Genomic DNA, 26,655 nt, shown 5'->3' on the forward strand with positions numbered 1-26,655 from the left:
TTATTTCAAAAATTTTAACATAGCGTTTCAAATATTAGGAATACGTTTGTATAAAGACCACAAAATTAAATATAAATGAAAAAACACATTTGCAGACCTTTATTCTGCGCCTTTTTTGTAACGGTTTCATTGACGGCTGTCAAAGCCCAAAATGCAGCTTCAAAAGAACCGGGTATTAACGTTTCATACATGAATAGCAAAATTAGTCCAAGTCAGGATTTTTTTAAATATGTAAACGGAACCTGGCTTGATCAGACTGAAATTCCAAGTGATCGTACAACATGGGGAAGTTTTAATGAACTGATTAAGAAAACAGATAAAGATGCAATGTCTATCCTGAAAGAAGCATCTAAAAATCCAAAATATAAATCAGATACAGATCAGGGAAAAGCAATTAACTTATTCTCTACGATTTTAGATACAGTGGGTAGAAATAAAGCGGGAATAAAACCTTTAGAACCTTATTTTAAAAAGATTGATGCAATCAAAAACATTGCTGATCTTCAAAAATATTTGGTAGAGATGGAGCCTGAAGGAGGTTCTGGCTTTTTTGGGATATATATTGGTGCTGATGAAAAAAACAGTTCTAAAAACTCTGTATATCTTGGCGTAAGCAGATTAGGATTGCCTGATAAAGATTATTACACATCTGAAGATAAAGACTCTAAAGAAAAGAAAGCAAAATATGAATTGCATTTAGCAAAGATGCTTCAGATTATTGGAGAATCTCCTGAGAAAGCAAAACAAAATGCAACCGGAATCCTGGCTTTAGAAACAGAATTGTCTAAACCAAGATTAAACCGTGTTGAAAGCAGAGACAGCCGTTTGCAATACAATCCAATGACAATTGCCCAACTTCAAAAATTAACGCCGGCTATTAAGTGGGATGCTTATTTTGCAGGTATTGGTTTGGCAAACTTAGATACTGTAATAGTTATGGAGCCTAAATATATGAAAGCTCTGCAAACTGTTTTTACTGAAAACAAAGTAGCACTCTGGAAAGAATATTTGAAATGGGATTTACTAAACACAGTTTCTACGACATTATCTACAGATGTTGAAACTGCCAGTTTTGATTTTTACAGCAAGACTTTAAGAGGTGCAATAAAACAATTACCACGAGAAGAAAAAGCATTACAAGTTGTAAATAACAGTATTGGTGAAGCACTTGGTAAACTATATGTAGAAAAAGTATTTCCTGCCGAAGCAAAGGCGAAAGCAGTTGATATGATTCATAATGTTATTTTGGCTTATCAAAACCGTATCAATAATTTAACCTGGATGTCTGCAGCTACAAAAGTAAAAGCGAATGAAAAGTTAAACAAGATCACCATAAAAGTTGGTTATCCGGATAAATGGAAAGATTACTCTGCCCTTGAAATTAAAAGTGTAGCCGATGGTGGAAGTTATTTCGAAAATGAGCGTAATCTTTCTAAATGGAACTTTAAAAAAGGAATCGAAAAACTAAAAAAACCAGTTGATAAAACAGAGTGGGGAATGTCACCACAAACTGTAAATGCGTATTATAATCCATCATACAACGAAATTGTATTTCCAGCAGCAATTTTGCAACCTCCGTTTTATAATTATCAAGCGGATGAAGCTGTAAATTATGGCGGAATTGGAGCTGTAATTGGTCATGAAATTTCTCATGGTTTTGATGATTCCGGAGCACGTTATAATGCCGAAGGAAATTTAGTAGACTGGTGGACACCGGAAGACTTAAAACAATTTACGGCACTTGGTACTGCTTTAGCAGATCAATATAGCGCATTAGAGCCGTTGCCGGGAATTCATGTAGATGGTAAATTTACACTAGGTGAAAATATTGGTGACTTAGGTGGTATTAATGCAGCTTATGATGGTTTGCAATTGTATCTAAAAGCACATGGAAATCCTGGATTAATAGACGGCTTTACGCCAGAACAGCGTTTCTTTATTTCATGGGCAACCGTATGGAGAACAAAAACCAGAGATGAAGCCCTTAAAAATCAGGTAAAAACAGATCCGCATTCTCCTGGAATGTACAGAGCTGTTGTGCCAATTCAGAACGTAGATGCTTTTTATGATGCTTTCGGGATTAAAAAAGGAGATAAAATGTATATTGATCCAGCTAAAAGAGTTAAAATCTGGTAATATATAAATACTATAAAAACGGCGCTGATTCAGCGTCGTTTTTTGTTTAAAATTATCCTGCAATTGTTTGTTCTGTTGTTTTTTTAGTCAAATTCTGAACAAAAAATGAACGAGGTTTTTCAAAATCAATTATTTGGCAAATTTAACATAGAGTTTGAAATAATTGCAATATGTTTGTGTATATACTAAAAACTATAAATTAAAATGATTAAACAACTACGAAAACCTATGTTTTGTGTTGTTTCTGCAATGATTACTATTACTGCAGTAAACGCTCAGGATGCAAAAAAGAAAGAACCAGGTATTAATCTTTCTAACATGGATACAAAAGTTAGTCCGGGACAAGATTTCTTCCGTTACGTAAACGGAGCCTGGCTGGATAAAACTGAAATACCAAGTGATAGAAATTCATGGGGAAGTTTCAACGAATTACGTCAAAAGACAGATAATGATGCACTTGCAATCTTAAAAGAAGCTTCAAAAGATCCTAAGTACAAATCGAATACAGATCAGGGTAAAGCAATTGCTTTGTTTAATACAATTATGGATACTGTTGGTCGTAATAAAAGCGGCATCAAACCACTTCAGCCTTATTTAAAGAAGATCGATGCGATTAAAAACGTAACAGATTTACAAAATTTCTTTATCGAAATGCAGTCTCAGGGAAGTATTGGTTTCTTTAGTGTGTATGTTTCAGCTGATGCAAAAGACAGTAATAAAAATTCTGTTAGCCTTGTTCCCGGAGGTTTAGGATTATCTGATAAAGATTATTACAACGCAGATGATAAAGACTCTAAGGAAAAACGTGAAAAATATGAAGTGCATATTGCAAGAATGATGCAATATATTGGAGAATCTCCTGCAAAAGCTAAAGAAAGCGCCAAACAAATCGTGGCTTTAGAAGTTGAATTATCAGCGCCAAGATTAGACCGTGTTGAGCGCAGAGATCGTAGAAAACAATATAATCCAACAGCTGTTGCTGACTTAAAAAAGAATACACCTTCAATTCAATGGGAGAAATATTTCACCGGAATCGGGATGTCAAAACTAGATACAGTAAACGTAGCGCAGCCGCGTTATATGATTGCTCTAGAAAAAACCTTGACAGATAAGAAAGTAGAAGCCTGGAAAGAATACCTGAAATGGTCTTTATTAAATAAAACCGCAGCTACTTTAAGTACTGATATTGAAAACGCTAATTTCGATTTCTACGGAAAAACGTTAACAGGAGCTTTAAAGCAACGTCCGCGTGAAGAAGTAGCACTTCAGGTAATCAACGGAGCAACAGGTGAAGCTTTAGGAAAACTTTATGTAGAGAAATTATTTCCTTCAGAAGCAAAAACAAAAGCTAAAGACATGATCAACAATGTTATGTTAGCTTATGAAAACAGAATTAATGCTTTGCCTTGGATGTCTAAGGAAACTAAGGTTAAAGCGATTGAAAAACTAAAGAAACTTACCGTAAAAATTGGATATCCGGACAAGTGGAAAGATTATTCAGCTTTAGAACTTAAAAATGTTAACGAAGGCGGAACTTATTTTGATAATATGAGAAATATATCAAAATGGTCTTATGCCGAAAATTTAGCCAAATTAGGCAAACCGGTTGATAAAACAGAATGGGGAATGTCGCCACAAACTGTAAATGCATATTTTAATCCATCTTATAACGAGATTGTTTTTCCTGCAGCAATTCTACAGCCGCCTTTCTACAATTACCAAGCTGATGAAGCCGTTAATTATGGTGGAATTGGAGCTGTAATTGGTCACGAGATTTCTCATGGATTTGATGATTCTGGTGCACGTTACAACGCTGATGGAAATTTAGTTGACTGGTGGACTCCTGAAGACTTAAAACAATTTACTGCTCTTGGCGGTGAACTTGCTGCACAATACAGCGCTTTAGAACCACTTCCTGGAATTCACGTAGATGGTAAATTTACATTAGGTGAAAACATTGGAGATTTAGGTGGAACGAATGCAGCTTATGATGGTTTGCAATTGTATTTGAAACAACATGGTAATCCGGGGTTAATTGACGGATTTACACCAGAACAGCGTTTCTTTATTTCCTGGGCGACAGTTTGGAGAACTAAATCAAGAGACGAAGCCATAAAAAGCCAGGTTAAAACAGATCCGCATTCACCTGGAATGTACAGAGCTGTTGTGCCAATTCAGAATTTAGATACTTTTTATCAGGCTTTTGGTATTAAGAAAGGCGATAAGATGTATGTAGAACCAGAAAAAAGAGTTAAAATATGGTAATCAATCCAATCATAAAATAAAAAACGGCGCTAATTTTAGCGCCGTTTTTGTTTATGTATGTTATTGAATGGCAATATAAATTGCAACTTCTGCATTTTTAGGATTCTGGGTTTTCTCTCCATAAACCTCAAAATCTGCAGTAAAACTTCGATCTAAATCTGAGTTCCAGATTTCCAGCCACTTGTTAAACACAATTCCTTCGGCTAGATTTCCTTTGGCAATCAATTGTTCGTAATGTGCGGATTCAATTGTTATTCCAATCATGTTTTCAGGTATAAAGTCTAAGCTTTCAACCTTACAGCCCAAAATAGTAGTGTAAGGTTTGGTATGATCTTTTTCGTAATCTGTATAAATACAAAATAGATCTTGCGAAACTTTGCCCGGAATCTTATGCTGAATTTCTTCACTCATAAATTTGTTCCAAAGCACTGGAATGTCTTTTGCTGAAGTACCATTTTCATTTGTAGTTCTTACTGAAATACCAATTACATTGAATTTTTGAATTATCATTTTACGTCATTTTTGTTAAGCTGTAAATGTAAAACCATGCAATGACAACAGTATGTCAGCAGAAATGGTAAATACTACTTTAAATGACTGTAAATATAAGCCTCAATCGCTTTCAATTCTTCGTCAGACATTGCCTGAGTCACAGGAAAATTGGTTTTCATAACCGCAAACTGACTTGGATCTACAATTGGTTCAGCATTTCCTTTTAAGAAAGTAGTAATGTCTCCTTTTTTGTCTTTGTAGATTTTGGCAATTTCCTGAATACTTGGGCCAATTACTGTTTGATCAGCCTGATGACAGGAAAAACAGTTTCCTTGTCCTTCAAAAATTTGTTTTCCTAAAGCTTCCGGAGTTTTGGCTTCTGCCGAATGTCCTTCTGAATAGTTGTCTACAGGTTCCTGAACAGTATTTTCTGTTGCTTCTTTTTTACAAGAAGCTAAAGCTAAAACAGCAAATAAGAATAATAGTTTTTTCATTATAGATTTAATTTTATTTCATTGCTTCAAACTTATAGCCATTATAAAGAAGTTTGGCTACAATTTGTTTTGAAAGAAGATCTTTATCTTCATTACCATAAAACGAAAGATTAATTTTCTCGGTATCAGTAAGAGTTCCTCTTAAATTATAGTATTTGTTATCCCAGGTAATTATTTCGTCCCTGATATTTTTATTGGTATTTGGGTTTTGATATCCTGTTTTTGTAGCATACCAGGCACCCAATACTTTAACTCGGTTTTGAACTCTGCTGTTATTGTCTTTTTCAGAATATAATGAGTTTACAGTATAAACCAGACTAGGCGGAAAATTAGGCATAAAAGTTATATTGCTTTTTTTAACTTCTCCTATTACAACATAATCCATAACAAGCTGGCCATCTTTAAGAACTTCCTGTTTTTGAAGGATATTTCCATTCTCAACTTTTATTCTTAGGGCAACCATTGCATCATTTTCTGTTTTTAACTGGTCAATTGTTTTTTGATTTGCATCATCAAAAACTTTTGTAATGTTAGTTGGTGTTCCGTTAATGAATTCTAAAACGCCTTTTTCATCTAAACCGGATGCGCTGATAAATTTGTATTTTTCATTGCAAACACTGGCAATAATCGCTCTTTGAAAGCTTAAACCCTGATCTGTACCATAATCAACAATTTCATTTGTTTTATTATTGCTTAAATCAGTAAGAAGAGACCAATAAACCATTGAACCATCAAGGAGGGTATTAGCTTTTCTTTCGATAGAAAAAATAGGTCTGTTGTCTAATGAAAGAATCTTATACGATAATTTTTCTTTATCTAAAATCGCGACTTCAGTTCCGTCGATACTGATTTTATCTTTTTTAATTTTAATATCCTGACCAATTGCTGTTAAAGAAACGATCATGGCAAGTCCAAGTAATACTTTTTTCATAAGTTATATTTTCGGCTAAAGTAGCTTTTAATTTATATTACTTGTTTAAAAGAATTGCAGCTTCTTTTGCAAAATAAGTAGAGATAATACTGGCACCTGCACGCTTAATGCAATAAAGTTGCTCTATCATAATTTTATCGTGATCTAACCATCCTCTTTCTGCTGCGGCCTTTACCATCGCGTACTCACCAGATACTTGGTATACGGCAACCGGTACATGAACGGTATCTTTTATCTCACGAACAATGTCTAAATAAGCAATTCCGGGTTTTACCATAACAATATCTGCACCTTCTTCAACATCTAATAATGCCTCACGAATTCCTTCAATTCGATTAGCATAATCCATTTGATAGGTCTTTTTATCTTTAGGGATATTTTGAGAATCTACAGGAGCAGAATCCAGAGCATCACGAAATGGTCCGTAAAATGCCGAAGCATATTTTGCACTATAACTCATGATTCCCACATTATGATGTCCGTTTTCTTCCAGTGCTTTTCTAATTGCTAAAACACGTCCATCCATCATATCACTTGGTGCAACAAAATCAGCTCCAGCTTCAGCATGACTCAAACTCATTCTGGTCAAAGCATCTACAGTAGCGTCGTTGATTAATTGACCATTTTCTATAATTCCGTCATGACCATAAATCGAATAAGGATCTAATGCTACATCCGGCATAACAATCATTTCCGGAACAGCATCTTTGATCGCACGGATCGTTTGTTGCATCAAACCATCTTTATTCCAGGCTTCAACACCTTTATTGTCTTTTAGATTATCGCTTACTTTTACATAAATATTAACCGCTTTGATTCCTAAATCCCACGCTTCCTTTACTTCTTTTATGGTATTGTCTAACGAATGACGGTAAATTCCCGGCATTGACGGAATAGCAACTTTGACGTCTTTTCCTTCAGCAACAAACATTGGAAGCATAAAATCTTGTGGACTCAAACTTGTTTCACGAACTAAAGAGCGAATAGATTCATTAGTTCTTAAACGGCGGTTTCTTTGTAATGGGAACATATAATTTAGGATTTAGATTTTAGATTTCAGATTTTAATCTGATTTATTCGAAAGCAGATTGGTAATCTTTAATGCTAAAAGTGGAGTTATTTTTTATTTTTTTGAAGATTATAATGCTTTTTGTGAAGCAGTGCAAAGTTAAAGAAAAATCAACAGAATAAGGAGATTAGGGTACGGTAGAATCCGTTAATATTATCTAAAATTTTGCTATTTTTTTGTTTCCGTTTAATTCTTAAAACCTAGAAATGGAAGTTGTTTATTAGGATGCTATGGTTTTTAAAAATTTTCCCATTAAATTTGTCTGATGAAGAAATTTCTCGCTTTATGCTGTTGTTTACTGCTAACAAGTTGTTTTGAAATAACAGAAAGAATCAAACATCACGACGATCAAAGTGGCGAATATACGTTGATGGTTGATTTTTCGAAATCCTGGTTTAAAACAAAATCGGCAATGTGGCTGGAAGAAGTCGATGGCGTAAAAATCCCAAACGAACAGGAAATCACCAAAAAACTGGAAGATTTTAAAGCAAAAGCGTCTAAAATTGACGGAATTACAAATGTAACTACCAAAACTGATTTTGAAAATTATGTTTTTATTATCAAACTCAATTATGCAAATGTAAAAGCACTCAATGCTGTTGTAAATACAATAAACAATCAAAGCGATCAGATTCATTTTGCCAGTAGTGCCAAGAACTTCGAAAGAATTGCTTCGTATCCAATTCCTGAAAAATTGCTAAAAGATCCTAAGAAAAAACAAGATCTTGAAGCAGCAAATATTATTGCTATTTACACATTTGATAAAGATGTTCAGGCAGTGCAAAATGCAAATAGTAAAATTTCCCAAAACAAAAAGACCGTATTTTTAAAACAAAGTATGTATAGCGTGCTTAAAAAATCGGCATTAATGAACAATACAATCCAATTAACTCCCTGATTTATGAAGCAGTTTTATACGCTCTTTTTATTATTCGCCCTGCATTTGACTTTTGGCCAAGCCAATCAAAAACAATACGATTATTTCGTTCAATTTAATGGAAACCAGCTTTCTAAAAAAGTAAACCTTACTGATATACTGAATCATCCGCTTATTGCGAAATACAAGGATGGTCCTGATTTAGCGAAATACGCAGCTCTTTTTCAAATGGATCAAAAAGCATCTATTCATGGAAATTTTACAGATAGTATTCCGTATTATCAGGTTACGATTCCTATAAAAAATAAAGAAGCCGTTAAGCAGTTTCTAATGGAGCAACGCACGATTAATAAAAATACAGATTCTGTTGAGGTGCCAATAATACAAGACCTTGGTAAATATTTGCTTTTTTCGCCAAAGAACCAAAAGAAATCATTTGCATGGAATGATAATTATCTGGTCATTTTAGAATTTACTAAAAAGTATAAATCAAACATTCTTTTTCCTGAGACAACGCAAGATTCTATTTCAATCGAAGAACCTTATGAAGAAACGACAACAGACGAGACAAACGCAACAACAGAAAATGATGATACTGAAGTAGTAGAAGAGTATGCCGGAATATCAAATGCTGAATATGAAAAAGCAGAAGCCGATTTTAATTTTTTGCAGGCAGAACAACAAAACCTCTTTATCAAATCGTTATTCGAAAATGGCTTTACACCGCCACATTCAGATAAAATAAATGCCAGTGCTGATATTTCGTCATGGTTAAACTACAGTTCTGTAATGTCTACTTTAAGTTCTACATATGGTGCTTTGTCACAGTTTACCAGTTATAACAAGTTTTTACCGGTACAAAATAGCTTTGGGAATTTTGTAAAAGGAATTAACCTTGATTTTTATTTCGATAATGACAATGCCCGTATTGATGAAGTCATCGAATATGCTGAACCAATGGCTGCAATGGTCGAAAAAATGACGAATAGAAAAGTGAATAAAAACATCTTTAATTACTTTCCTGATGAAAAGCCATTAGCATATATGTCTTATCATGTCAACAGTAAAGCAATACTTGAAAGCTTTCCGTCCTTAACCGCTGAATTATTTCAAAATCCAAAACTTCGTAAAGAAGATATAACTATTGTAACCGATTTAATTTCGACAATAATAGATGAAGAAGCAACAGCAACGCTTTTTGATGGTGATTTAAGCATGTTTTTTTATAACATGAAGGAAGTTGAAGTAACAACGAAATCTTATGGATATGATGAAAATTATGAAGAAACAGTAACAGAACAAAAGATTAAGAAGAACATTCCGTTATTTTCTGCTGTTTTTACCTCTACGCATCCCACTTTTGGTGATAAACTTATTCAGTTAGGAGTTCGCAAACAATTCTTGGAGCCTAAAGGAGATTATTATCAAATACTGGGAACAGAAGATTACGGTACTATTTTTATCAAAAAAGACAAAGATGTAGTAATTATAACCAATACGCAGGATTATTTTAATACAGGAAAAGGAACTTTTTCTAAAGAAGCAAAAAAAGCATTAAAGAAAAACTACATCTTCGGAAAATTCAATATTGCCGAATTATCAAATGTTTATGCTAATAGTAGTGAAGCCACAAAAGCGAAATTAGATAAAATGAAAAGAGTTGCCGAAGAATTCATAGATGTTACATTCGAATCTCCTAAAAAACTAATCGACAATAAATTGATTTTTGAATTTAAACTAAATGCCTCAAAATCAGATAAAAATATCATTTTGCAAACATTAGATTTAGCAGAAGAATTAACTAAATAGCTTTATAAAACATAAAAAATCCCCAGAATATTTTCCTGGGGATTTTTTTTATCATCTTACGTAATAGAAGCTTCGTAAATCTCTTTAATTGTTTTAGCTATTTTAGTGTCAAACTCTTCATCAGACTGAGAAGTAATAAGTCCTTCTGATAATGCTCTTGAGAAACTGGCGATCAATCCGTGATTTTGTGCCAGTTTATGATTGGCTTCGTCTTGTGCATATCCGCCGGATAATGCCACAACACGTACAACATGCGGATCAGACATTAGTTCTTTGTAAAAGTCATTTACAGTTGGAATCGATAGTTTCAACATTACTTTTACATCTTTTCCCAATAAACTCAGTTGTTTCTGGATTTCTTCTTTTAGAATTTCTTCTGATTTTTCCTTATCAGTACTATAAATATCCACTTCAGGTTCGATAATTGGCACAAGACCTTTTTCAAAGATTTGCAAACCTACTGCAAATTGTTGTTCAACGACTTCACGGATTCCTGTTGTATTTGCTTCTTTAATAACAGAACGCATTTTGGTTCCAAAAACATTTCGTTCTACAGCTCGTGTTAACAATTCATCTAAATTGGAAATAGGTTTCATCAATTGCACACCATTTGCAAGATCAGCAAGTCCTTTGTCAACCTTTAAAAAAGGAACTATGTTTTTTTTCTCCCACAAATAATCGGCAGTCCATTGGTTGTCGATTTTACGATCCATTGTATTTTCAAATAAAATTGCGCCCAAAATATATTCGCTCTTAAAAGCAGGACTTTTGATAATGCGGGTTCTCATTTCATGTACAAGCGTATACATTTCATCATCATTCGAGAAGCTGTTTTCCAGAACTCCGTATTGTGATAAGGCTTTTGGCGTACTTCCGCCACTTTGATCTAATGCAGCAATAAATCCTTTTCCGGAATGCATTCGATGTAGTTGTGCGATGTATCTTTCTCTATTTTTCATATTATTATATTTTTAGAATTAAAATTTAAATTTTATGAATATCACAAACCTATTTTCTGATTTACTTTGTCATAAATTTCTTTTACTTTTTTGGGAGGATCAAATCGGTAACCTGCAGAAAGTTTTAAAGTGGCAATATTATCATTCAGTCTCGGATTGACTGTATCGTCCTGAGCAAAACTTACGGTATTAATACTTGCAAAAGCAAAGAAACGATCCTTATTGTAAGCCAGTTTTAAATTAAAATCGGCTTGATATAGAGCAGATGAATCTCCGTCAATATCATTAATTCCAACTCCTAAAGCAATTCCAGTACCAATTAAAACTCTGTCACTAATTACAAAATTATAGAAATAGGATGGAGCCAAAGTAAATACATAAATGTCTCCAGGTGTTGCATCGGGAGTGTTTAAGTCGATATTGGTATAGTAAAACGAGAAAGTTGGAATAAAACTTCCGGAACTCTTAGTCTGCCATTCGTTTTGGCTTACCAATGTTTTAAAAGAGAATTTATTATTAAAAACGTAAGCCGTCGATCCGCCAATTTTCGTAGTACGCATATCCGGAAGTTGTGCCGTTATATTATCATCGCTGATATAAAATCCTTTTTGATTGATGAAAGTAAACGACTGCATCCATTTTTTGTAGTAAAAACGAGTATTGAAATTAAAATTTTTGGAATGGCTATCTCCTTTATTTTGGCTTAGAAATTTTGGAGCAAAACCAACAGAAATATCAATGATTTTATAATTCAGATTAAAACCAATCTGTTCTCTTCTATTTGGTATAAGATTAACGAATGTTTCCGAATCCTGAGTGCCTGAAGCAATCTGAAAACTATTTGAAGTATCTAAATAATAAATACTGGCAGTAATTTTATCATTATAAGATTTAAAATAGGGGTTCTGAAGTGAATCGTTTTGCGCAAAACACCCAAAAATGCTATTTAAAGTTAATATACCGATTAATTTAAAATTCATCTGCAAAATCAGTTTCATAGTGCTCCAGAGGAGCAAAATATTTATAGCAATTGAATTGCCGAAAAAGGTTTAAAGCTCCAGAGGAGCAATATATAATTAAACGTTTTCAAAAAGATATTCATTTCTAAAATCAATATTGAATAATTTTAAAAATGCAATATATTCTTCTCTTAATGTTTTTGTTTTATGATGTTCTTCTTGATTCTCAATGTATTTTATAACATTGGCCAATTGTGAATGTCCATATGAAAAAGCACCAAAGCCAGTCTGCCATTCAAATTTTCCATTTATCCATTTTTGTTCATTTATGAATTTGGATGAACTTGATTTAATATCTCTTACTAAATCAGATAATGATATATCCGGTTTTATTCCAACTAAGATATGAATATGATCTGGCATTCCATTAATGGCAATCAGTTTTTGTTTGTGATTGGTGATAATTCCCGTGATATATTTATAAATCTCGTCTTTGTTATTTTTTGAAATTAAGTTTTGTCTTCCCTTTACAGCAAAAACAATTTGGAAATATAACTGAGAATAAGTGTTTGCCATGTTTTAAAATTTATTAATTGGTAAAGCTAATTAATAAATTTAATTTGTAGGATATTTCTTTTTTATTGTGCAAGAATAAATATGTCACCCCGCTGGGGCTTTATGGTAACGGCGATAAATTATGCTACAGATATTTCGCTCCGCTGGAGCTTTACTTGAATGGTAATATTGGGCTATAAATATTTAGCTCCTCTGGAGCTTTTATATAATATACAGCTATTACTAGAGGATCAGAATATTTACAGCAAAAATTATGGCACATCGCACAAAGCTCCAGCGGAGCTAAATATCTATAGCAATGAATTCTGTTATCGCGATTTAAGCTCCAGCGGAGCGAAATATCTGTAGCAAAAATTATAAGATATTGTTCAAAAACTCCAGCGGAGCGAAATATTTATAACAATATAAATTTGTATATAAATATTAAACCCAATCAATTGGATTTTCTAACACATTTACCAATTTTTCCTCTTCGCTTCCGGCTTCTGCATGATGATCATAAACCCATTGCACATGCGGAGGCAAGCTCATCAAAATACTCTCAATTCTTCCGTTGGTTTTTAAACCGAATAAAGTTCCTTTGTCATGAACAAGGTTAAACTCAACATAACGACCACGACGAATTTCCTGCCAGTTTCTGTTTTCCGGAGTATATTCTAAATTTTTTCTTCTTTCCACAATCGGAACATAGGCTTCAAGGAAACTGTTTCCAACTTCGGTTACGAAATTGTACCAATCGTCCATTGACATTTGCTCATTTGCTTTGCAATAATCAAAGAATAAACCACCAATTCCGCGTGCTTCGTTTCTGTGTGCATTCCAGAAATAAGCGTCGCATTGTTTTTTATATTTTGGATAAAATTCTGGATTATGTTTATCGCAAGCCATTTTACACGTTTGATGAAAGTGTTTTGCATCTTCCTCAAACAAATAATAAGGCGTTAAATCCTGTCCGCCGCCAAACCATTGTTCGATCACTTTTCCGGATTCATCATACATTTCAAAATATCGCCAATTAGCATGCACAGTTGGAACCATTGGGTTTTTAGGATGTAAAACCAAACTTAATCCGCAGGCAAAGAAATCAGCTTCACCAACGCCAAACATCTTTTGCATCGCTTCCGGTAATTTTCCGTGAACGGCTGAATTGTTTACACCGCCTTTTTCGAAAACATTTCCATTTTCTATAACGCGTGTTCTTCCGCCGCCGCCTTCAGGACGTTTCCAAAGATCTTCGCGGAATTTTGTAGTTCCGTCAACAGCTTCTAATCCGGCACAAATTTGATCTTGTAATTTTTGTATGTATGCGTAAAATTTATCTTTCATCGTTATTATATTCTGATTTGAGCAATCCAAAGTAAACAGTGTTTTGCAATTCGCCGTCACCATTTCTAAATTCGTCTCGTAAAATTCCTTCTTGTTTAAAATTATGTTTCAATGCAATTCTTTGGCTTGCCAAATTAATTTCTGAGGTACATATAAAAACCTTGTTTAGCATTAATTTATTGAAACAAAAATCAAGTGCATGAGAAACCATTTCTGAAGTGATTCCTTTTCCTTGGTAATCTTCATCAATAAAATAACCTAATTCGCATTTAGAAATACGGTAATCTATGGTTTTAACACACAAATAACCAATTAAAGCATTGGTTGTTATATCTCTCGCGTAAAAATGATAACCGTCTTTGTTCTTCTCTTTGTCAAGACTAACTTTTAAAAAGTTCTGTGCTTTCTTTAGAGAATCAGAATTGGCCAGCGTAACAGGGAAAGTTTTCCCAATATAACTTTTGTTCTTTTCGATGAGGTTGTAAAACTCTTCCGGAAGAATGTTGGCAATTATTTCTATTTTCCAATCTGTAAAACTCATTTTTATTTTTTTTTAGCCGAAGCAATTTTAGCATTTATTCCAAATGAAAAAACCTTGCTTTCCTGCTGGATGTATTGGTAGATGGCAAGGGCCTTTGATAGAAAATCAAATTGTTTTTCATGGGATAAGCCTATTAAAATATCTGCAAATTCCTCCTGTTGATTCCAGTCGAGATGACATCTTTGCAATAAAAGAATCAACTCTTCTTCAGGGATTTCAATCGTTCTTTCTAAGCTTAAACCAAAATTTTTAAGTTGCTCATCGATAAGGATTGTATCTTCGGCATTCCAAAACTTTGGAACAAAAATTAACGCATGCAAAGTTCGTAGCGTGTTTTCTATCCTAATACTTTCCTCGTCTCTTAAGCCTTTGTTGAGCATGATTTTTATCTTTTATTCGATTTAAACTTCTGACTGTATGTTGTTTTACTAAAGATTAATCTCTCTTCCTGAAAAGAATTGTTTTTATTTCTGCCAAAGTTTTTAATAGTCCGGTAGATAAAATACAAAACTGGCAACGAGTAATATATAAATCCCATACATATTGGAACGTATGGTTTGTCTATGAATAATCCACTTGATTTTACAGTATCAAAATAATGGGATTTTTCTAAAAACTCATCTGTTAACCCAAATTTCGGAATTATTCCATTTGCAAAACATACAGCAAAAATTAAAAAGAAATAGAACATTGCTTTTGCTACAGATTTTCCTATTTGTAATGCCCGAATTTCTGGAGAAACATTAGAAAAAGCAAATCGCATTCGGTTTAAAACCGTCAACAAATAAATGTATAAAATATTTGTATTGATTACAGAGTGATGAAATGCTAATGCAAATAATCCGTACATGGGGAAAAATACAAATAGGGATAGTTTTTTAGGCATAACCGCCATAAAAACTCCTGAATGTACCATAATAAACTCAAAAGCCATTAAAATAGCTAAATCATTAATCAAACTTACATTGTGTTGTTCCGGATGTAACCAAACCATCAAAAATACCGTCGCATAATACGCCTGAAAAGCATATTCTATAAAAGAAAATGGAGAATTTCTGGTAAAGTTTATGTTTGCAAACATTTAGGACATGGTTTTTTAAGTTTTCAGTCCCAGTCCCAGTTTTCAGTTTAAAATTAGACTGAAAACTGCGACTGAAAACTGAAACTATATTTAGTTCCCGTATTCCTTAACCGCGTCAATAAACGCTTTTGCGTGATCTACAGGGATATTTGGTAAAATTCCGTGACCTAAATTTACAACATATTTATCTTTTCCGAACTCGTCGATCATTTCGTGAACCATTTTTTTGATGGTTGGAATTGGAGAAAGCAATCTTGACGGATCAAAGTTTCCTTGTAAAGTGATGTTTCCACCAGACAAATAACGAGCATTTCTAGCCGAACAAGTCCAGTCTACACCAAGTGCCGAAGCTCTACTTTTACCCATTTCGCCAAGAGCAAACCAACATCCTTTTCCGAAAACGATAACCGGAGCATGATCAGCCAAAGCTTCAACGATTTGGTTGATGTATTTCCATGAGAATTCCTGATAATCAACCGGAGAAAGCATTCCTCCCCAAGAATCAAAAATCTGAACGGCATCAACACCCGCTTTTACTTTTTCTTTTAAGTATAAAATAGTAGTGTCTGTAATTTTTTGTAATAATGTATGTGCTGCAGCAGGGTTTGAGAAACAAAATCCTTTTGCAGTATCAAAACTTTTTGAACCTTTTCCTTCAACAGCATAACAGAAAATTGTCCAAGGAGAACCGGCGAAACCAATTAATGGTACTTCGTCATTCAACATTTCTTTAGTCAATTTAATAGCATCCATTACATAACCTAAACTTTCCTGAATATCCGGAACGTAAACTCTATGAACATCTGCTAATGAACGAATTGGGTTTGGTAAAAACGGACCAAAATTCTCTTTCATTAAAACTTCGATTCCCATTGCTTGCGGAACAACCAAGATATCCGAGAATAAAATCGCAGCATCCGGAGCAATTCTACGAATAGGCTGAACAGTAATTTCAGCAGCTAATTCAGGAGTTTGACAACGAGTGAAGAAATCGTATTTATCACGTAAAGCGATAAATTCCGGTAAATATCTTCCGGCTTGACGCATCATCCATACTGGCGGACGTTGAACAGTTTCTCCTTTTAATGCTTTTAAAAATAGGTCGTTTTTTAACATGAGTTTCTATATTTTAAACCCGACAGGTTTTTAAACCCTGTCGGGTTTCTTTGTTATCGTTATTTATATTCATTAATTACATCTTCGATTACGTCTTCAACCGTAGGCTGATCTGCTATGATGATGTTTTTGGTAATTTTATCTAAAGCTTCTGCAGTTGTTTCTCCTATGCAAAAGCACTTTTCTTTCTTGATTGTATTGTCTTTCAAATAACTTTCAACGCCAGAAGGACTAAAGAATAGAATTCCGTCAATGGCAGTTTTTATCTTCTGAGGTGTTAATGAGGTATCATAAACCTGAATTTCATTCAATTTCACATCAGCATCTTTTAATGCTTTTGGCAACGTTTCTCTACGAAGGTTTCCGCTAAAAAAAGTATAGCTTTCGCTGCGGTAAATCAAAGTGATGATTTCGGCTAAATCTGATGCATATCCGGTGTAAGCAACAACATTAAACCCGCTTTCAGATAAAAGAATCTTAGTTTTTAAACCCACGCAAAAAACATTTTTACTTTTCAGTTTTTCTGATTCCGGATGAGATAAAACGCTATGAACTGCATTCTGACTTGTAAAAATTAGATTTTCGTTGAGGTCTTTTAGTTCGAAAGGTTTGTTTTGAGTTTGAATAAAATCAGCTTCGATAACTTCAATATTGGCTTTTACCAATGCTTGTTTTTGTTCGCCTGATAGCTTTTTTGTAGATAATATTTGAATTGATTTACTCATTATTTTTTTAAAGATTCTTTAATAAATGCCATCAATTCGGTTCCGCCGTTATTCAGAATTTCCTGAGCAGCGAAGAAACCTAGTTTTTTCCATTCTGAAATATCAACTGTTTTGTCAATTTCTAGTTTTTGTTTTCCATCAATAGAAAGCAAAACGCCTTGAAAATGCAAAGTGTCTTCGTCTTCATTATAATTTACTAACGCTCCAATTGGCGCCGTACAACCGCCTTCAAGCGTTCTTAGAAACTGACGTTCTATATAGGTACAAATCTCAGTTTCGATATGGTTTAGTTGTGAAAGTGCGTCTAAAGTATAATTGTCATTTTCCATTGCCACAACTAGCATTGCGCCTTGAGCCGGTGCCGGAATCATCCAATCAAGATCTATGTAATTTCCTGGTTTCAGGTTAATGCGCTCTAAACCTGCAGCGGCAAAAACAGCTCCGTCCCAATTATTGTCTTGTAGTTTTTGCATACGTGTGTTTACGTTTCCGCGTAAATCAACTACGGTATGATTAGGATATTTGTTAAACCATTGCGCCTGACGACGTAAACTTCCGGTTGCAATCGTACTTGGATTGGCAAAATCAGGATTTCCTTTATGAACTAAAATGTCCAGAACATTGGCTCTTTCTAAAACCGCCGCCTGAACAATACCTTTTGGTAAAGCTGTTGGAACATCTTTCATCGAATGTACCGCAATATCAATACTGCCATTAATCATGGCAATGTCTAAGGTTTTAGTAAAGATTCCGGTAATACCAAGTTCGTAAAGAGGTTTGTCAAGAATAATATCTCCTGTAGATTTTACCGCAACAATTTCGGTTTTATAACCTAAGTCGTTTAGTTTTTTTTCGACAGTATGTGCTTGCCAAAGTGCTAATTCGCTATCGCGAGTTCCAATTCTGATTGTTTTTTCAGCCATGTTTTACTTTTTTCCCACCATATAAGTTATATAAGTAAATTTAAGCAATGCGTAAACAACTATATTAAATGAACTTATATAACTTATATGGTAGAAAGAGTTATGTTTTTAAGATGCTTTTATTTTAAAGACTTTTTCGATCCATTCGATACTTTCATCAACCATGGTATCGTCGTCTTTTAAATGATTTGCGAAATGTGTAGTGATTTTCTGGATGATTCTGTTACTGATAATTTCAGCTTGAGCTTCATTAAAATCTGCAATTTTACGGCTTTGAAAATCCAATTCTGAAACTTTAATAGCGTTCAGTTTTTCTTTCAAAGCATTAATAGTTGGAGCAAATTTGCGTCCTTTTGTCCAGGTTACGAATTCCTCTTTAACCTCTTCAATAATAGCTTCGGCAGCAGGAATATGTAATTTTCTGTTTTCAAGAGTTTCATCTGTCAATTGTGACAAATAATCCATATGAATCAACGTTACACCTTCTAATTCCTCTACGTTTTCATGAACGTTTTTCGGAATCGATAAATCCAGAATTAATAAAGGTTTCTTAAGATTCAAAATTGCTTTGTCAACCGTTGGGTTTTGAGCGCCTGTCGCGACAACTACAACATCAGCTTTTTGAAGTTCTAAATGTAACTCCGAATAATCTTTAACAATCAAATTTAGTTTTCCGGCTAATTTCTCCGCTTTATCCTTTGTTCTGTTTATTAAAGTAATATGTTCGTTCTTGGTATGCTTTACAAGATTTTCGCAAGTATTTCTTCCGATTTTTCCTGTTCCAAAAAGTAAAATATTTTTATTGCCAATATCTTCTACATTTTTAATAATGTATTGGACCGATGCAAAAGAAACAGATGTTGCTCCGGAACTAATCTCCGTTTCATTCTTGATCTTTTTGCTCGCCTGAATCACGGCATTTACCAATCTTTCTAAGAATGCATTTGAAAGACCCATAGATTTTGAATGTGCAAAACTGGTCTTAATTTGAGATATAATCTCAAAATCGCCTAAGATCTGACTGTCTAAACCAGTTCCTACGCGAAACATATGACTAATAGCTTCTTGATTTTTATAAACAAAACCAACTTTCTGAAAAGCATCAACAGAACCGTTGCTGTTATCACAAATTAGTTTTATTAATTGAAATGGATGTTCTGCAAAACCGTAAATCTCGGTTCTGTTGCAGGTCGAAGTGACAATCAAACTTTCTATTCCTTCTTCTTTAGCCTGTTCCAACAAACGCGTTTTTGCAATTGCATCCAAACTAAATTTACCTCTTACCTCAGCATCAGCTTTTTTATAACTCAAACCAACTGAGTAAAAATAAAGATGTTTAGGTACGTTATTGTTTTCCATAAATTCACTTTCATAAAAGTGCAACAAAATTATCACTATAGTCTTTATAAAAGTAACGCTGAAAGTACTTTTTGTATCGCTGCATGTTTTTTTGTTTGTAAAGGTCTGTTTTTATGCAAAAAGAAGTACTTTTGTAGCAAAATCAACTCGTTAGAAATGATTTGTTTAGAGTGATTCTAAATAACATTTTCCAAATGTCTTGATTTTTGTTCTAAAAAAATATCGCTATGAGTTCTCAGGAAATTATTAAAATTGAAGACGACTTTACGCTTATCCGTTTTCAAAATGACAGTTTAGAACCTTTTTCTGCGCAACGCGAAATTGGTAGTGGCCTGATACAGTTTCACTTCGGAATAAAAGGAAATGCAAAATTCTTGTTCAATCAGGGTAATTATGCTTTAGAATTGAAAGAAGAAAAATCGTTGCTTTTATATAATCCGCAGAAAGAATTACCATTGAATTTAGAGTTGGCTCCAAATTCCTGGGTAATCTCTGTAATTGTTTCGATTAAGAAATTTCACGCGTTGTTTTCTGCAGAAGCAGACTATATTACTTTTTTAAGTCCGGATAATAAAGACAAAAAGTATTATAACGAAGGAAATATTAGTCCGTCGATGGCGATTGTTTTGAGTCAACTGTTTCATTATAACTTACATCCGTCTATAAAAAACCTTTATTATAAAGGAAAAGGATACGAATTGCTGAGTTTATATTTTAACAGAACCGAAGATCCAAATGCAGAACAATGTCCGTTTTTGATTGATGAAGATAACGTTCTAAAAATCAGAAAAGCCAAAGAAATTATTATCGCGAATATGGCCGAACCTCCGGGATTACAGGAATTGGCAGATGAAATTGGTTTGAATTTGAAGAAACTTAAAATGGGTTTCAAACAAATTTACGGCGACACGGTTTATGGATTTCTATTTGATTATAAAATGGATTTCGCACGAAAACTATTAGACAGCGGATCTTATAATGTAAACGAAGTAGGGTTGAAGATTGGTTATAGTACGGGAAGTCACTTTATAGCGGCTTTCAAGAAAAAGTTTGCCACAACTCCTAAAAAATATTTGATGTCAATTAATACGAATGTTTAGTTTTTTTTCACCACAAATTTCACGAATTAGCACAAATTAAAAAATCTGCTAGATCTGCTAAATCTGCGTGAAAAACTATAACAAAATTCAATAGAGAATCGATTTTCGATATTCAACAATAAATAAAAAATAATAATTATCATATTTCTAAAAAGTTACATACAATACTTTTGACGAAAATTTAAAAAACAAATGCTTAAAGCCCAAAGCTTAAAGCCTAAAGCAATAAAATTATAATGAAAGGCGTATTATTAGTAAACTTAGGATCTCCGGAAAGTCCAACACCAAAAGATGTAAAACCATACTTAGACGAATTTTTAATGGATAAATACGTGATCGATGTTCCGTATTTATTGAGAGCTTTGTTAGTTCGTGGTATTATTTTAAGAAAAAGACCAGAAGAATCAGCACATGCTTACGCGAAAATTTGGTGGGATGAAGGTTCTCCGTTAGTAGTACTTTCTGAAAGAATGCAAAAGAAAGTACAACCTTTAGTAAATGTTCCGGTTGCTTTAGCAATGCGTTACGGAAGCATGACGATCGAAAAAGGACTTCAGGAATTACATGATAAAGGAGTTACTGAGGTATTACTTTTCCCGTTATATCCACAATATGCAATGGCTTCGACTTTGACTATTTTAGTAAAAGCAGAAGAAATTCGTAAAAAGAAATTCCCTCAAATGACTTTTACTGATGTTCCAGCGTTTTATAACAAACCGGATTACATCAAGAATTTGGCAGATTCGATTCAGAAAAATTTAGTTGGTTTTGATTACGATCATTTATTATTCTCGTATCACGGAATTCCGGAACGTCATATCCGCAAAACCGATGTAACAAAATCGCATTGTAAAATTGATGGTTCTTGTTGTAATACTCCATCGCCGGCACATGATTTTTGTTACCGTCACCAATGTTATGAAACTACAAAACAAGTGGTGAGACTATTAGGACTTCCTGAAGACAAATACAGTTTAACTTTTCAATCTCGTTTAGCTGGAGATAAATGGTTAGAACCTTATACCGATGTTGAAATTGATAAAATGCCTGGAAAAGGAATCCGGAATTTAGCGGTTGTAACACCGGCTTTTGTATCTGATTGCTTAGAAACACTGGAAGAAATCGCCATGCGCGCCAAAGAAGATTTTGAGAAGAACGGTGGAGAAAAATTCTTAGCAATTCCGTGTTTGAATGATGATGATGAATGGTGCCAGACAGTTGGAAATTGGATTAACGATTGGGCTAAATAGAAAATAGAACAAAGAGTAAAGTAAAAAGACTTTATATTGGACGCATATTGTGACCAATAATATTTGTTTCAAGTTTAAGGTTTCAAGTTATAATCAACTTTAAAAAAAACCTTAAACTTGAAACTTGAAACAAATAATAAATGGAATATTATAACTATCTAAAATCGCTGCATCTTATTTTTGTAATAACCTGGTTTGCGGGATTGTTTTATATCGTGCGTTTGTTTGTATACCAAATTGAAGCCAACGAAAAACCATCTCCCGAAAAAGAAATTCTACAAGCGCAATACAAAATAATGACGTATCGTTTGTGGTATATTATTACTTGGCCATCAGCAGTTTTGGCGAGTATTTTTGCATTTTGGATGTTGTTTTTTACAGACGCAGGTCATGTATGGATGAAAATGCCGTGGATGCATGTAAAATTATGCTTTGTTTTTCTTTTATATTTATATCACGGAAAATGCCATCAAATATTTAAACAATTACAAAATGATGAGGTAAAATATTCCAACAACTTCATGCGTTTATGGAATGAAGGCGCAACAATTATCCTTTTTGCTGTGGTTTTTTTAGTAGTTTTAAAAAGTGCTATCAACTGGATTTTCGGCGTAATCGGAATCATTTTATTCTCGGTTATCATTATGTTGGGCTTCCGTTTTTATAAAAGAATAAGAGAGAGAAAATAGTTTTCAGTCGCAGTCGCAGTTTTCAGTTTATGCTGAGACTGAGACTGAGACTGAATACTGAGACTGAATACTTAATATAATATGCTGAACAACTTCAAAATGTCAATGCTTTCGCTTCGTACCAGGATTTTCCTGTCGATGATTGTATTGATCGTTGTAGCATCTTTTTTATTAGCTTCCATTTCGATTATTCAGTTTAAAAATGAAGCAAAAGAATACCATCAGGAACGTCTCGAACGTAAAGAAAATGCGGTAAAAGAGCATATTAATTATGTGCTGTCGACTACAACTTATCCTTTAAAAACTGGAAACCTGGATTTAATTTTTAAAGATAAAATCCACGAATTAGCGCAGATTCACAAAATCGAAATTAATATTTACAGTCTTGACGGAAAATTGCTAAAATCATCCAAAGAGTCTTTTGCTGTTGATAAAGTAGCGCCGCCAGTTCCGGATTATATCCTGAAACTAGTACGTTCTTCGATTGAGAAACGTTTTGTAGATATTAAAACCATTGATGGAGTCAAAAATAGATCTTCTTATAGTTTAATTAAAGATGAAAAATTCAAACCGCTTGGTATTTTAAATCTTCCGTATTTAGAAGACGATGGTTATTATGATAACGAGCTGAATACTTTTCTGATTCGTCTTAGTCAGGTTTATTCGTTTATGCTGGTTGTGGCTTTTGCTTTGGCATATTTTCTTTCGACCTATATTACAAAATCCCTAAAAACCATTTCTGATCGTTTAGAAGAAACGAATCTGGATCAGAAAAACGAAAAAATCGTATTAGAGGCAAATAGCAAGGAAGTCAATTTTCTGATAAAAGCGTATAACGGAATGGTCGACAAATTAGAGACCAGTGCTATAAAACTGGCCCAAAGTGAGCGTGAAGAAGCGTGGCGCGAAATGGCAAAACAAGTCGCGCATGAAATTAAAAATCCGCTTACACCAATGCGTTTGACTGTGCAGAGTTTTCAACGAAAGTTTGACCCAACAGCTCCGGATGTAAAACAGAAACTAAACGATTATTCCGAAACATTAATTCAGCAAATAGATACTATGACAGCGGTGGCATCGGCATTTTCGAATTTTGCCTCCATGCCGGCGCAACAAAATGAAACCTTAAATGTGGTTGAAGTTGTTGAGCTTTCTTTGGATATTTTCAACGAGGATTATATTGTTTTTGAAAGTGAAGAAGAGGAAATCATTTCAAAAATGGATCGTACACAATTGATTCGTGTAATTACCAATCTTGTAAAAAATGCAACTCAGGCAATTCCGGAAAGTCAGTTTCATAAATCTATTGTTGTTACTGTAAAACGCAGAAATAATAATGTAGAAATTGCTGTAAGAGACAACGGAATAGGGATTCAGAAATTGGATACAGGTAGGATCTTTGAACCAAAATTTACCACTAAAACAAGTGGAATGGGACTTGGACTCGGAATTATAAAAAACATTATAGAAAATTACAAAGGAACAATTACCTTTGAATCAACTTATGGAAAAGGAACTACTTTTAGAGTTTCCTTACCAATCACAAACTCCTAAAAAAAGCGTCATGAACTACGAAAATCTTTTAATCTCGATTGAAGAAAAAATTGCAACCGTAACCATTAACAGACCTACCAAACTAAATGCTTTAAACAAAGCAACTATTAGTGATTTGAGCAAAGCAGTAAAGTTATTAGGTAAAAATGATGATGTTCGTGTAATTGTTATTACAGGAAGCGGTGAAAAAGCATTTGTAGCCGGAGCTGATATCTCAGAATTTGCAAATTATTCTGTGGCAGAAGGGGCTCAATTGGCTGGAGAAGGACAAGAATTACTATTTAATTTTATAGAGAACTTAAAGAAACCTGTTATTGCTGCCGTAAATGGTTTTGCATTGGGCGGAGGATTAGAGCTGGCAATGGCGTGTCATTTTAGAGTAGCATCTGATAATGCAAAGATGGGATTGCCTGAAGTAACCTTAGGATTGATTCCCGGTTATGGAGGAACACAGCGGTTGCCACAATTAGTAGGTAAAGGCCGCGCAATGGAAATGATAATGACCGCAGCAATGATTTCTGCAGAAGAGGCCAAACAATACGGATTAGTAAATTATGTTGTGCCACAAGCAGAACTTTTGTCTTTTACAAATGCAATTGCTCATAAAATCATTAAAAATGCTCCTTTTGCAATTGGTAAAGCTATAAAAGCAATCAATGCCAATTATACAGACGGTAAAAATGGTTTTGATACCGAAATAAAATCATTCGGAAAATGTTTCGGAACTCAGGATTTTAAAGAAGGAACAACGGCATTCTTAGAAAAAAGAAAAGCTGAATTTACAGGAAAATAATATTCTCTAACCGCAAAGTTCGCTAAGATTTACGCAAGGTTCGCAAAGTTTTTAATTTCTTTGTGTCCTTTGCGAAAAACCTTTGCGAACTTTGCGGTTAAATTTTAAACACACTACAATGTCATATGAACCAATATTTGCCCTTTTTTGCGAACGCGTAAAAGAAAGCATCAAAGCCGGAACCTTTGCCAAATTGACTCTGGCAAAAACCATTGGCGATACCGAGATCAAAAACATCTATTTCCGTTTAGCGATAAACGAAGACAATACCTATTCGATTGCCTTAACAACGCGCTATAAAACCGAAGAAATCGAAAGTACACATACTTTAGATGAAGCTTTATTGGTTTTAGGAACCTACATTAAAAATCCGTTTTTGACCGCTTTATTGTTCACAACAGACAACGATGTGACGTTTAAAGTAAACAAAAAGAACGCAGGAAGTATCATTGAGCAAGAGCCTACTTTCAAGAATGCTTCACCGGTAATGTTAGAAATGATCGAGAAGGGAATTGTTTAATATTTTTTATTAGAAGCTAATCCCGCTCCCGAAGCTTCGGGACGTTACAATCTTTTGTGCCGAACCCCGGCACAAAAGGATTTCCACTTCTATCGGGGCTAAAAGCACGTTGATGAACCTTTTTTGCATCATAAAGAATTAAGTTTCGATTGTCAGGCTGAGCGAAGTCGAAGCCCCGTTTCGCTGAACTTGTTGTCACCAACGGATTAAAATCCGTTGCTACAAAATGGTTCGTTCCTCCGAAACTAAAATGCCAATCAAATACAAGAAAGAGCCTTCGGCTCGATCTATATTGTAGGGATGGATTTTAATCCATCCAAATAATAATGGGATGATCCTGTTCTTAAATTTTTTGCATACCACGGTACAATTTCTTCGAGAATCTCCACAGAATAATCCTAAACCAGCTTCACAAACAAATTAGAAGCAATTTTATTTGAAATTGACAATTCTCTGCCATCAATTTTAATCTTAACAGATAAGTCAAAAGATTCTTTAGACAGAAGTTCAATTTGCGAACCCAAAGCAATTTCTTGTTTGTCCAGATATTTCAGGAACTCTGATGAAGTGTCTTTTACACCTACACAAACTCCAACTTGATTTTCTGTTAATTCAGAAAGTAAATGTTTTTCAATTTTTACAATTCGTCCATTTGCATCCGGAATAGGGTCACCATGCGGATCTTCGGTAGGATTTCCCAGAAAATCATCTAAACGATTGATTAACTGTTCTGATTTAATGTGTTCTAATTGTTCTGCAATATCATGAACTTCATCCCAGGAAAAATTTAGTTTTTCAACAAGGAAAACTTCCCAAAGACGATGTTTCCTAACAATCATTTTAGCGGCTAATTTGCCATTTTCAGTCAAAGAAACACCTTGGTACTTTTTGTAGTTTACCAAATCCTTTTCAGATAACTTTTTAAGCATATCCGTAACAGATGAAGCTTTGGTCTCCATCATTTCGGCAATAGCATTCGTGCTTACTTCGGCATCATTTGAAGCCGTAAGATGATAGATCGATTTTAGATAGTTTTCTTCTGAAAAAGTCATTTTTGAAAGGTTCTAAGGTTCTGAGTTGCTAAGGTTCTAAGTTAAAAGTATCAAAGGAA

At 34.0% G+C, this 26,655-nt stretch carries 26 protein-coding genes; 10 read left to right on the top strand and 16 right to left on the bottom strand.

What is annotated here, in order from left to right:
* Positions 1 to 75 precede the first annotated feature (75 nt).
* On the top strand, positions 76 to 2,136 hold the full coding sequence (locus BXU01_RS05850) for a M13 family metallopeptidase (protein WP_083692152.1): 2,061 nt from the start codon (positions 76 to 78) through the stop codon (positions 2,134 to 2,136).
* A 204-nt stretch (positions 2,137 to 2,340) separates the two neighbouring features.
* On the top strand, positions 2,341 to 4,401 hold the full coding sequence (locus BXU01_RS05855) for a M13 family metallopeptidase (protein ID WP_083692155.1): 2,061 nt from the start codon (positions 2,341 to 2,343) through the stop codon (positions 4,399 to 4,401).
* 60 nt (positions 4,402 to 4,461) lie between these two features.
* Here BXU01_RS05855 and BXU01_RS05860 read toward each other — a convergent pair whose 3' ends face one another.
* The 4 genes from BXU01_RS05860 to hemB all read right to left on the bottom strand — a co-directional run bounded on the left by BXU01_RS05860 (position 4,462) and on the right by hemB (position 7,348).
* Entirely contained in the window at positions 4,462 to 4,911 is a 450-nt protein-coding gene (locus tag BXU01_RS05860) for a GyrI-like domain-containing protein (protein ID WP_083692157.1), read from the bottom strand.
* A gap of 74 nt (positions 4,912 to 4,985) precedes the next feature.
* A complete protein-coding gene (locus BXU01_RS05865) occupies positions 4,986 to 5,387 on the bottom strand; it encodes a c-type cytochrome (protein WP_083692159.1) in 402 nt (133 codons plus the stop codon).
* Positions 5,388 to 5,400: 13 nt separating this feature from the next.
* Positions 5,401 to 6,318: a hypothetical protein gene (locus BXU01_RS05870; RefSeq protein ID WP_083692161.1), complete on the bottom strand. Its 918-nt coding sequence runs from the start codon at positions 6,316 to 6,318 to the stop codon at positions 5,401 to 5,403.
* Positions 6,319 to 6,355: 37 nt separating this feature from the next.
* On the bottom strand, positions 6,356 to 7,348 hold the full coding sequence (gene hemB, locus BXU01_RS05875; RefSeq protein WP_083692163.1) for a porphobilinogen synthase: 993 nt from the start codon (positions 7,346 to 7,348) through the stop codon (positions 6,356 to 6,358).
* A gap of 304 nt (positions 7,349 to 7,652) precedes the next feature.
* Between hemB and BXU01_RS05880 the strand changes: the two genes are divergently transcribed.
* Positions 7,653 to 8,285 carry a hypothetical protein gene (locus tag BXU01_RS05880; RefSeq protein ID WP_083692165.1) on the top strand — a complete coding sequence of 211 codons (633 nt, stop codon included), beginning with the start codon at positions 7,653 to 7,655 and terminating at the stop codon, positions 8,283 to 8,285.
* Positions 8,286 to 8,288: 3 nt separating this feature from the next.
* Positions 8,289 to 10,073: a hypothetical protein gene (locus BXU01_RS05885; RefSeq protein ID WP_083692167.1), complete on the top strand. Its 1,785-nt coding sequence runs from the start codon at positions 8,289 to 8,291 to the stop codon at positions 10,071 to 10,073.
* Positions 10,074 to 10,129: 56 nt separating this feature from the next.
* Here the strand turns inward: BXU01_RS05885 and BXU01_RS05890 are convergent, their stop codons facing one another.
* The 11 genes from BXU01_RS05890 to hemA form a co-directional block, all read right to left on the bottom strand.
* Positions 10,130 to 11,032 (bottom strand): fructose bisphosphate aldolase, encoded by a 903-nt coding sequence (locus BXU01_RS05890; RefSeq protein ID WP_083692169.1) that lies wholly within the window; start codon positions 11,030 to 11,032, stop codon positions 10,130 to 10,132.
* A gap of 41 nt (positions 11,033 to 11,073) precedes the next feature.
* Complete coding sequence (locus BXU01_RS05895) at positions 11,074 to 12,012, bottom strand: DUF4421 family protein (RefSeq protein ID WP_083692699.1); 939 nt, start codon at positions 12,010 to 12,012, stop codon at positions 11,074 to 11,076.
* A 96-nt stretch (positions 12,013 to 12,108) separates the two neighbouring features.
* Positions 12,109 to 12,567 (bottom strand): IS200/IS605 family transposase, encoded by a 459-nt coding sequence (gene tnpA / locus BXU01_RS05900; protein ID WP_083692171.1) that lies wholly within the window; start codon positions 12,565 to 12,567, stop codon positions 12,109 to 12,111.
* Between the two features lie 423 nt (positions 12,568 to 12,990).
* The gene (hemF, locus tag BXU01_RS05905; RefSeq protein ID WP_083692173.1) at positions 12,991 to 13,893 is read right to left on the bottom strand and encodes an oxygen-dependent coproporphyrinogen oxidase; all 903 of its coding nucleotides are present in this window, start codon (positions 13,891 to 13,893) and stop codon (positions 12,991 to 12,993) included.
* Positions 13,883 to 14,434, bottom strand: coding sequence for a GNAT family N-acetyltransferase (locus BXU01_RS05910; protein ID WP_083692175.1), 552 nt, complete (start codon positions 14,432 to 14,434; stop codon positions 13,883 to 13,885). The genes hemF and BXU01_RS05910 overlap by 11 nt, the downstream gene beginning before the upstream one ends.
* Positions 14,435 to 14,436: 2 nt before the next feature.
* Positions 14,437 to 14,814, bottom strand: coding sequence for a hypothetical protein (locus BXU01_RS05915; RefSeq protein WP_083692177.1), 378 nt, complete (start codon positions 14,812 to 14,814; stop codon positions 14,437 to 14,439).
* A gap of 5 nt (positions 14,815 to 14,819) precedes the next feature.
* Positions 14,820 to 15,515: a hypothetical protein gene (locus BXU01_RS05920; protein ID WP_083692179.1), complete on the bottom strand. Its 696-nt coding sequence runs from the start codon at positions 15,513 to 15,515 to the stop codon at positions 14,820 to 14,822.
* 90 nt (positions 15,516 to 15,605) lie between these two features.
* Complete coding sequence (hemE, locus tag BXU01_RS05925; protein ID WP_041520396.1) at positions 15,606 to 16,631, bottom strand: uroporphyrinogen decarboxylase; 1,026 nt, start codon at positions 16,629 to 16,631, stop codon at positions 15,606 to 15,608.
* A 59-nt stretch (positions 16,632 to 16,690) separates the two neighbouring features.
* The gene (locus BXU01_RS05930) at positions 16,691 to 17,356 is read right to left on the bottom strand and encodes a uroporphyrinogen-III synthase (protein ID WP_083692181.1); all 666 of its coding nucleotides are present in this window, start codon (positions 17,354 to 17,356) and stop codon (positions 16,691 to 16,693) included.
* Positions 17,356 to 18,279: a hydroxymethylbilane synthase gene (hemC, locus tag BXU01_RS05935; RefSeq protein WP_083692183.1), complete on the bottom strand. Its 924-nt coding sequence runs from the start codon at positions 18,277 to 18,279 to the stop codon at positions 17,356 to 17,358. Before hemC ends, BXU01_RS05930 begins: the two co-directional genes overlap by 1 nt.
* 108 nt (positions 18,280 to 18,387) lie before the next feature.
* A complete protein-coding gene (hemA, locus tag BXU01_RS05940) occupies positions 18,388 to 19,638 on the bottom strand; it encodes a glutamyl-tRNA reductase (protein ID WP_083692186.1) in 1,251 nt (416 codons plus the stop codon).
* 227 nt (positions 19,639 to 19,865) lie between these two features.
* Here hemA and BXU01_RS05945 point away from each other — a divergent pair, with 227 nt between their 5' ends.
* From BXU01_RS05945 to BXU01_RS05970, 6 genes are all read left to right on the top strand, one after another.
* Positions 19,866 to 20,738: an AraC family transcriptional regulator gene (locus BXU01_RS05945; protein ID WP_055094375.1), complete on the top strand. Its 873-nt coding sequence runs from the start codon at positions 19,866 to 19,868 to the stop codon at positions 20,736 to 20,738.
* A 236-nt stretch (positions 20,739 to 20,974) separates the two neighbouring features.
* Complete coding sequence (hemH, locus tag BXU01_RS05950; protein WP_083692188.1) at positions 20,975 to 21,988, top strand: ferrochelatase; 1,014 nt, start codon at positions 20,975 to 20,977, stop codon at positions 21,986 to 21,988.
* Between the two features lie 140 nt (positions 21,989 to 22,128).
* The gene (locus BXU01_RS05955; RefSeq protein ID WP_083692190.1) at positions 22,129 to 22,677 is read left to right on the top strand and encodes a CopD family protein; all 549 of its coding nucleotides are present in this window, start codon (positions 22,129 to 22,131) and stop codon (positions 22,675 to 22,677) included.
* Positions 22,678 to 22,815: 138 nt separating this feature from the next.
* A complete protein-coding gene (locus BXU01_RS05960) occupies positions 22,816 to 24,231 on the top strand; it encodes an ATP-binding protein (protein ID WP_083692192.1) in 1,416 nt (471 codons plus the stop codon).
* A 10-nt stretch (positions 24,232 to 24,241) separates the two neighbouring features.
* Positions 24,242 to 25,024, top strand: a complete 783-nt coding sequence (locus BXU01_RS05965; protein WP_083692700.1) for an enoyl-CoA hydratase/isomerase family protein — start codon at positions 24,242 to 24,244, stop codon at positions 25,022 to 25,024.
* Between the two features lie 118 nt (positions 25,025 to 25,142).
* Positions 25,143 to 25,544 carry a hypothetical protein gene (locus BXU01_RS05970; RefSeq protein WP_083692194.1) on the top strand — a complete coding sequence of 134 codons (402 nt, stop codon included), beginning with the start codon at positions 25,143 to 25,145 and terminating at the stop codon, positions 25,542 to 25,544.
* A 398-nt stretch (positions 25,545 to 25,942) separates the two neighbouring features.
* On the opposite strand, the gene BXU01_RS05980 is transcribed toward BXU01_RS05970, so the two are convergent.
* Entirely contained in the window at positions 25,943 to 26,596 is a 654-nt protein-coding gene (locus BXU01_RS05980; RefSeq protein WP_083692199.1) for a metal-dependent transcriptional regulator, read from the bottom strand.
* Positions 26,597 to 26,655 lie beyond the last annotated feature (59 nt).

The sequence above is a fragment of the [Flexibacter] sp. ATCC 35103 genome (genome assembly GCF_001975985.1).
Taxonomy (GTDB): domain Bacteria; phylum Bacteroidota; class Bacteroidia; order Flavobacteriales; family Flavobacteriaceae; genus Flavobacterium.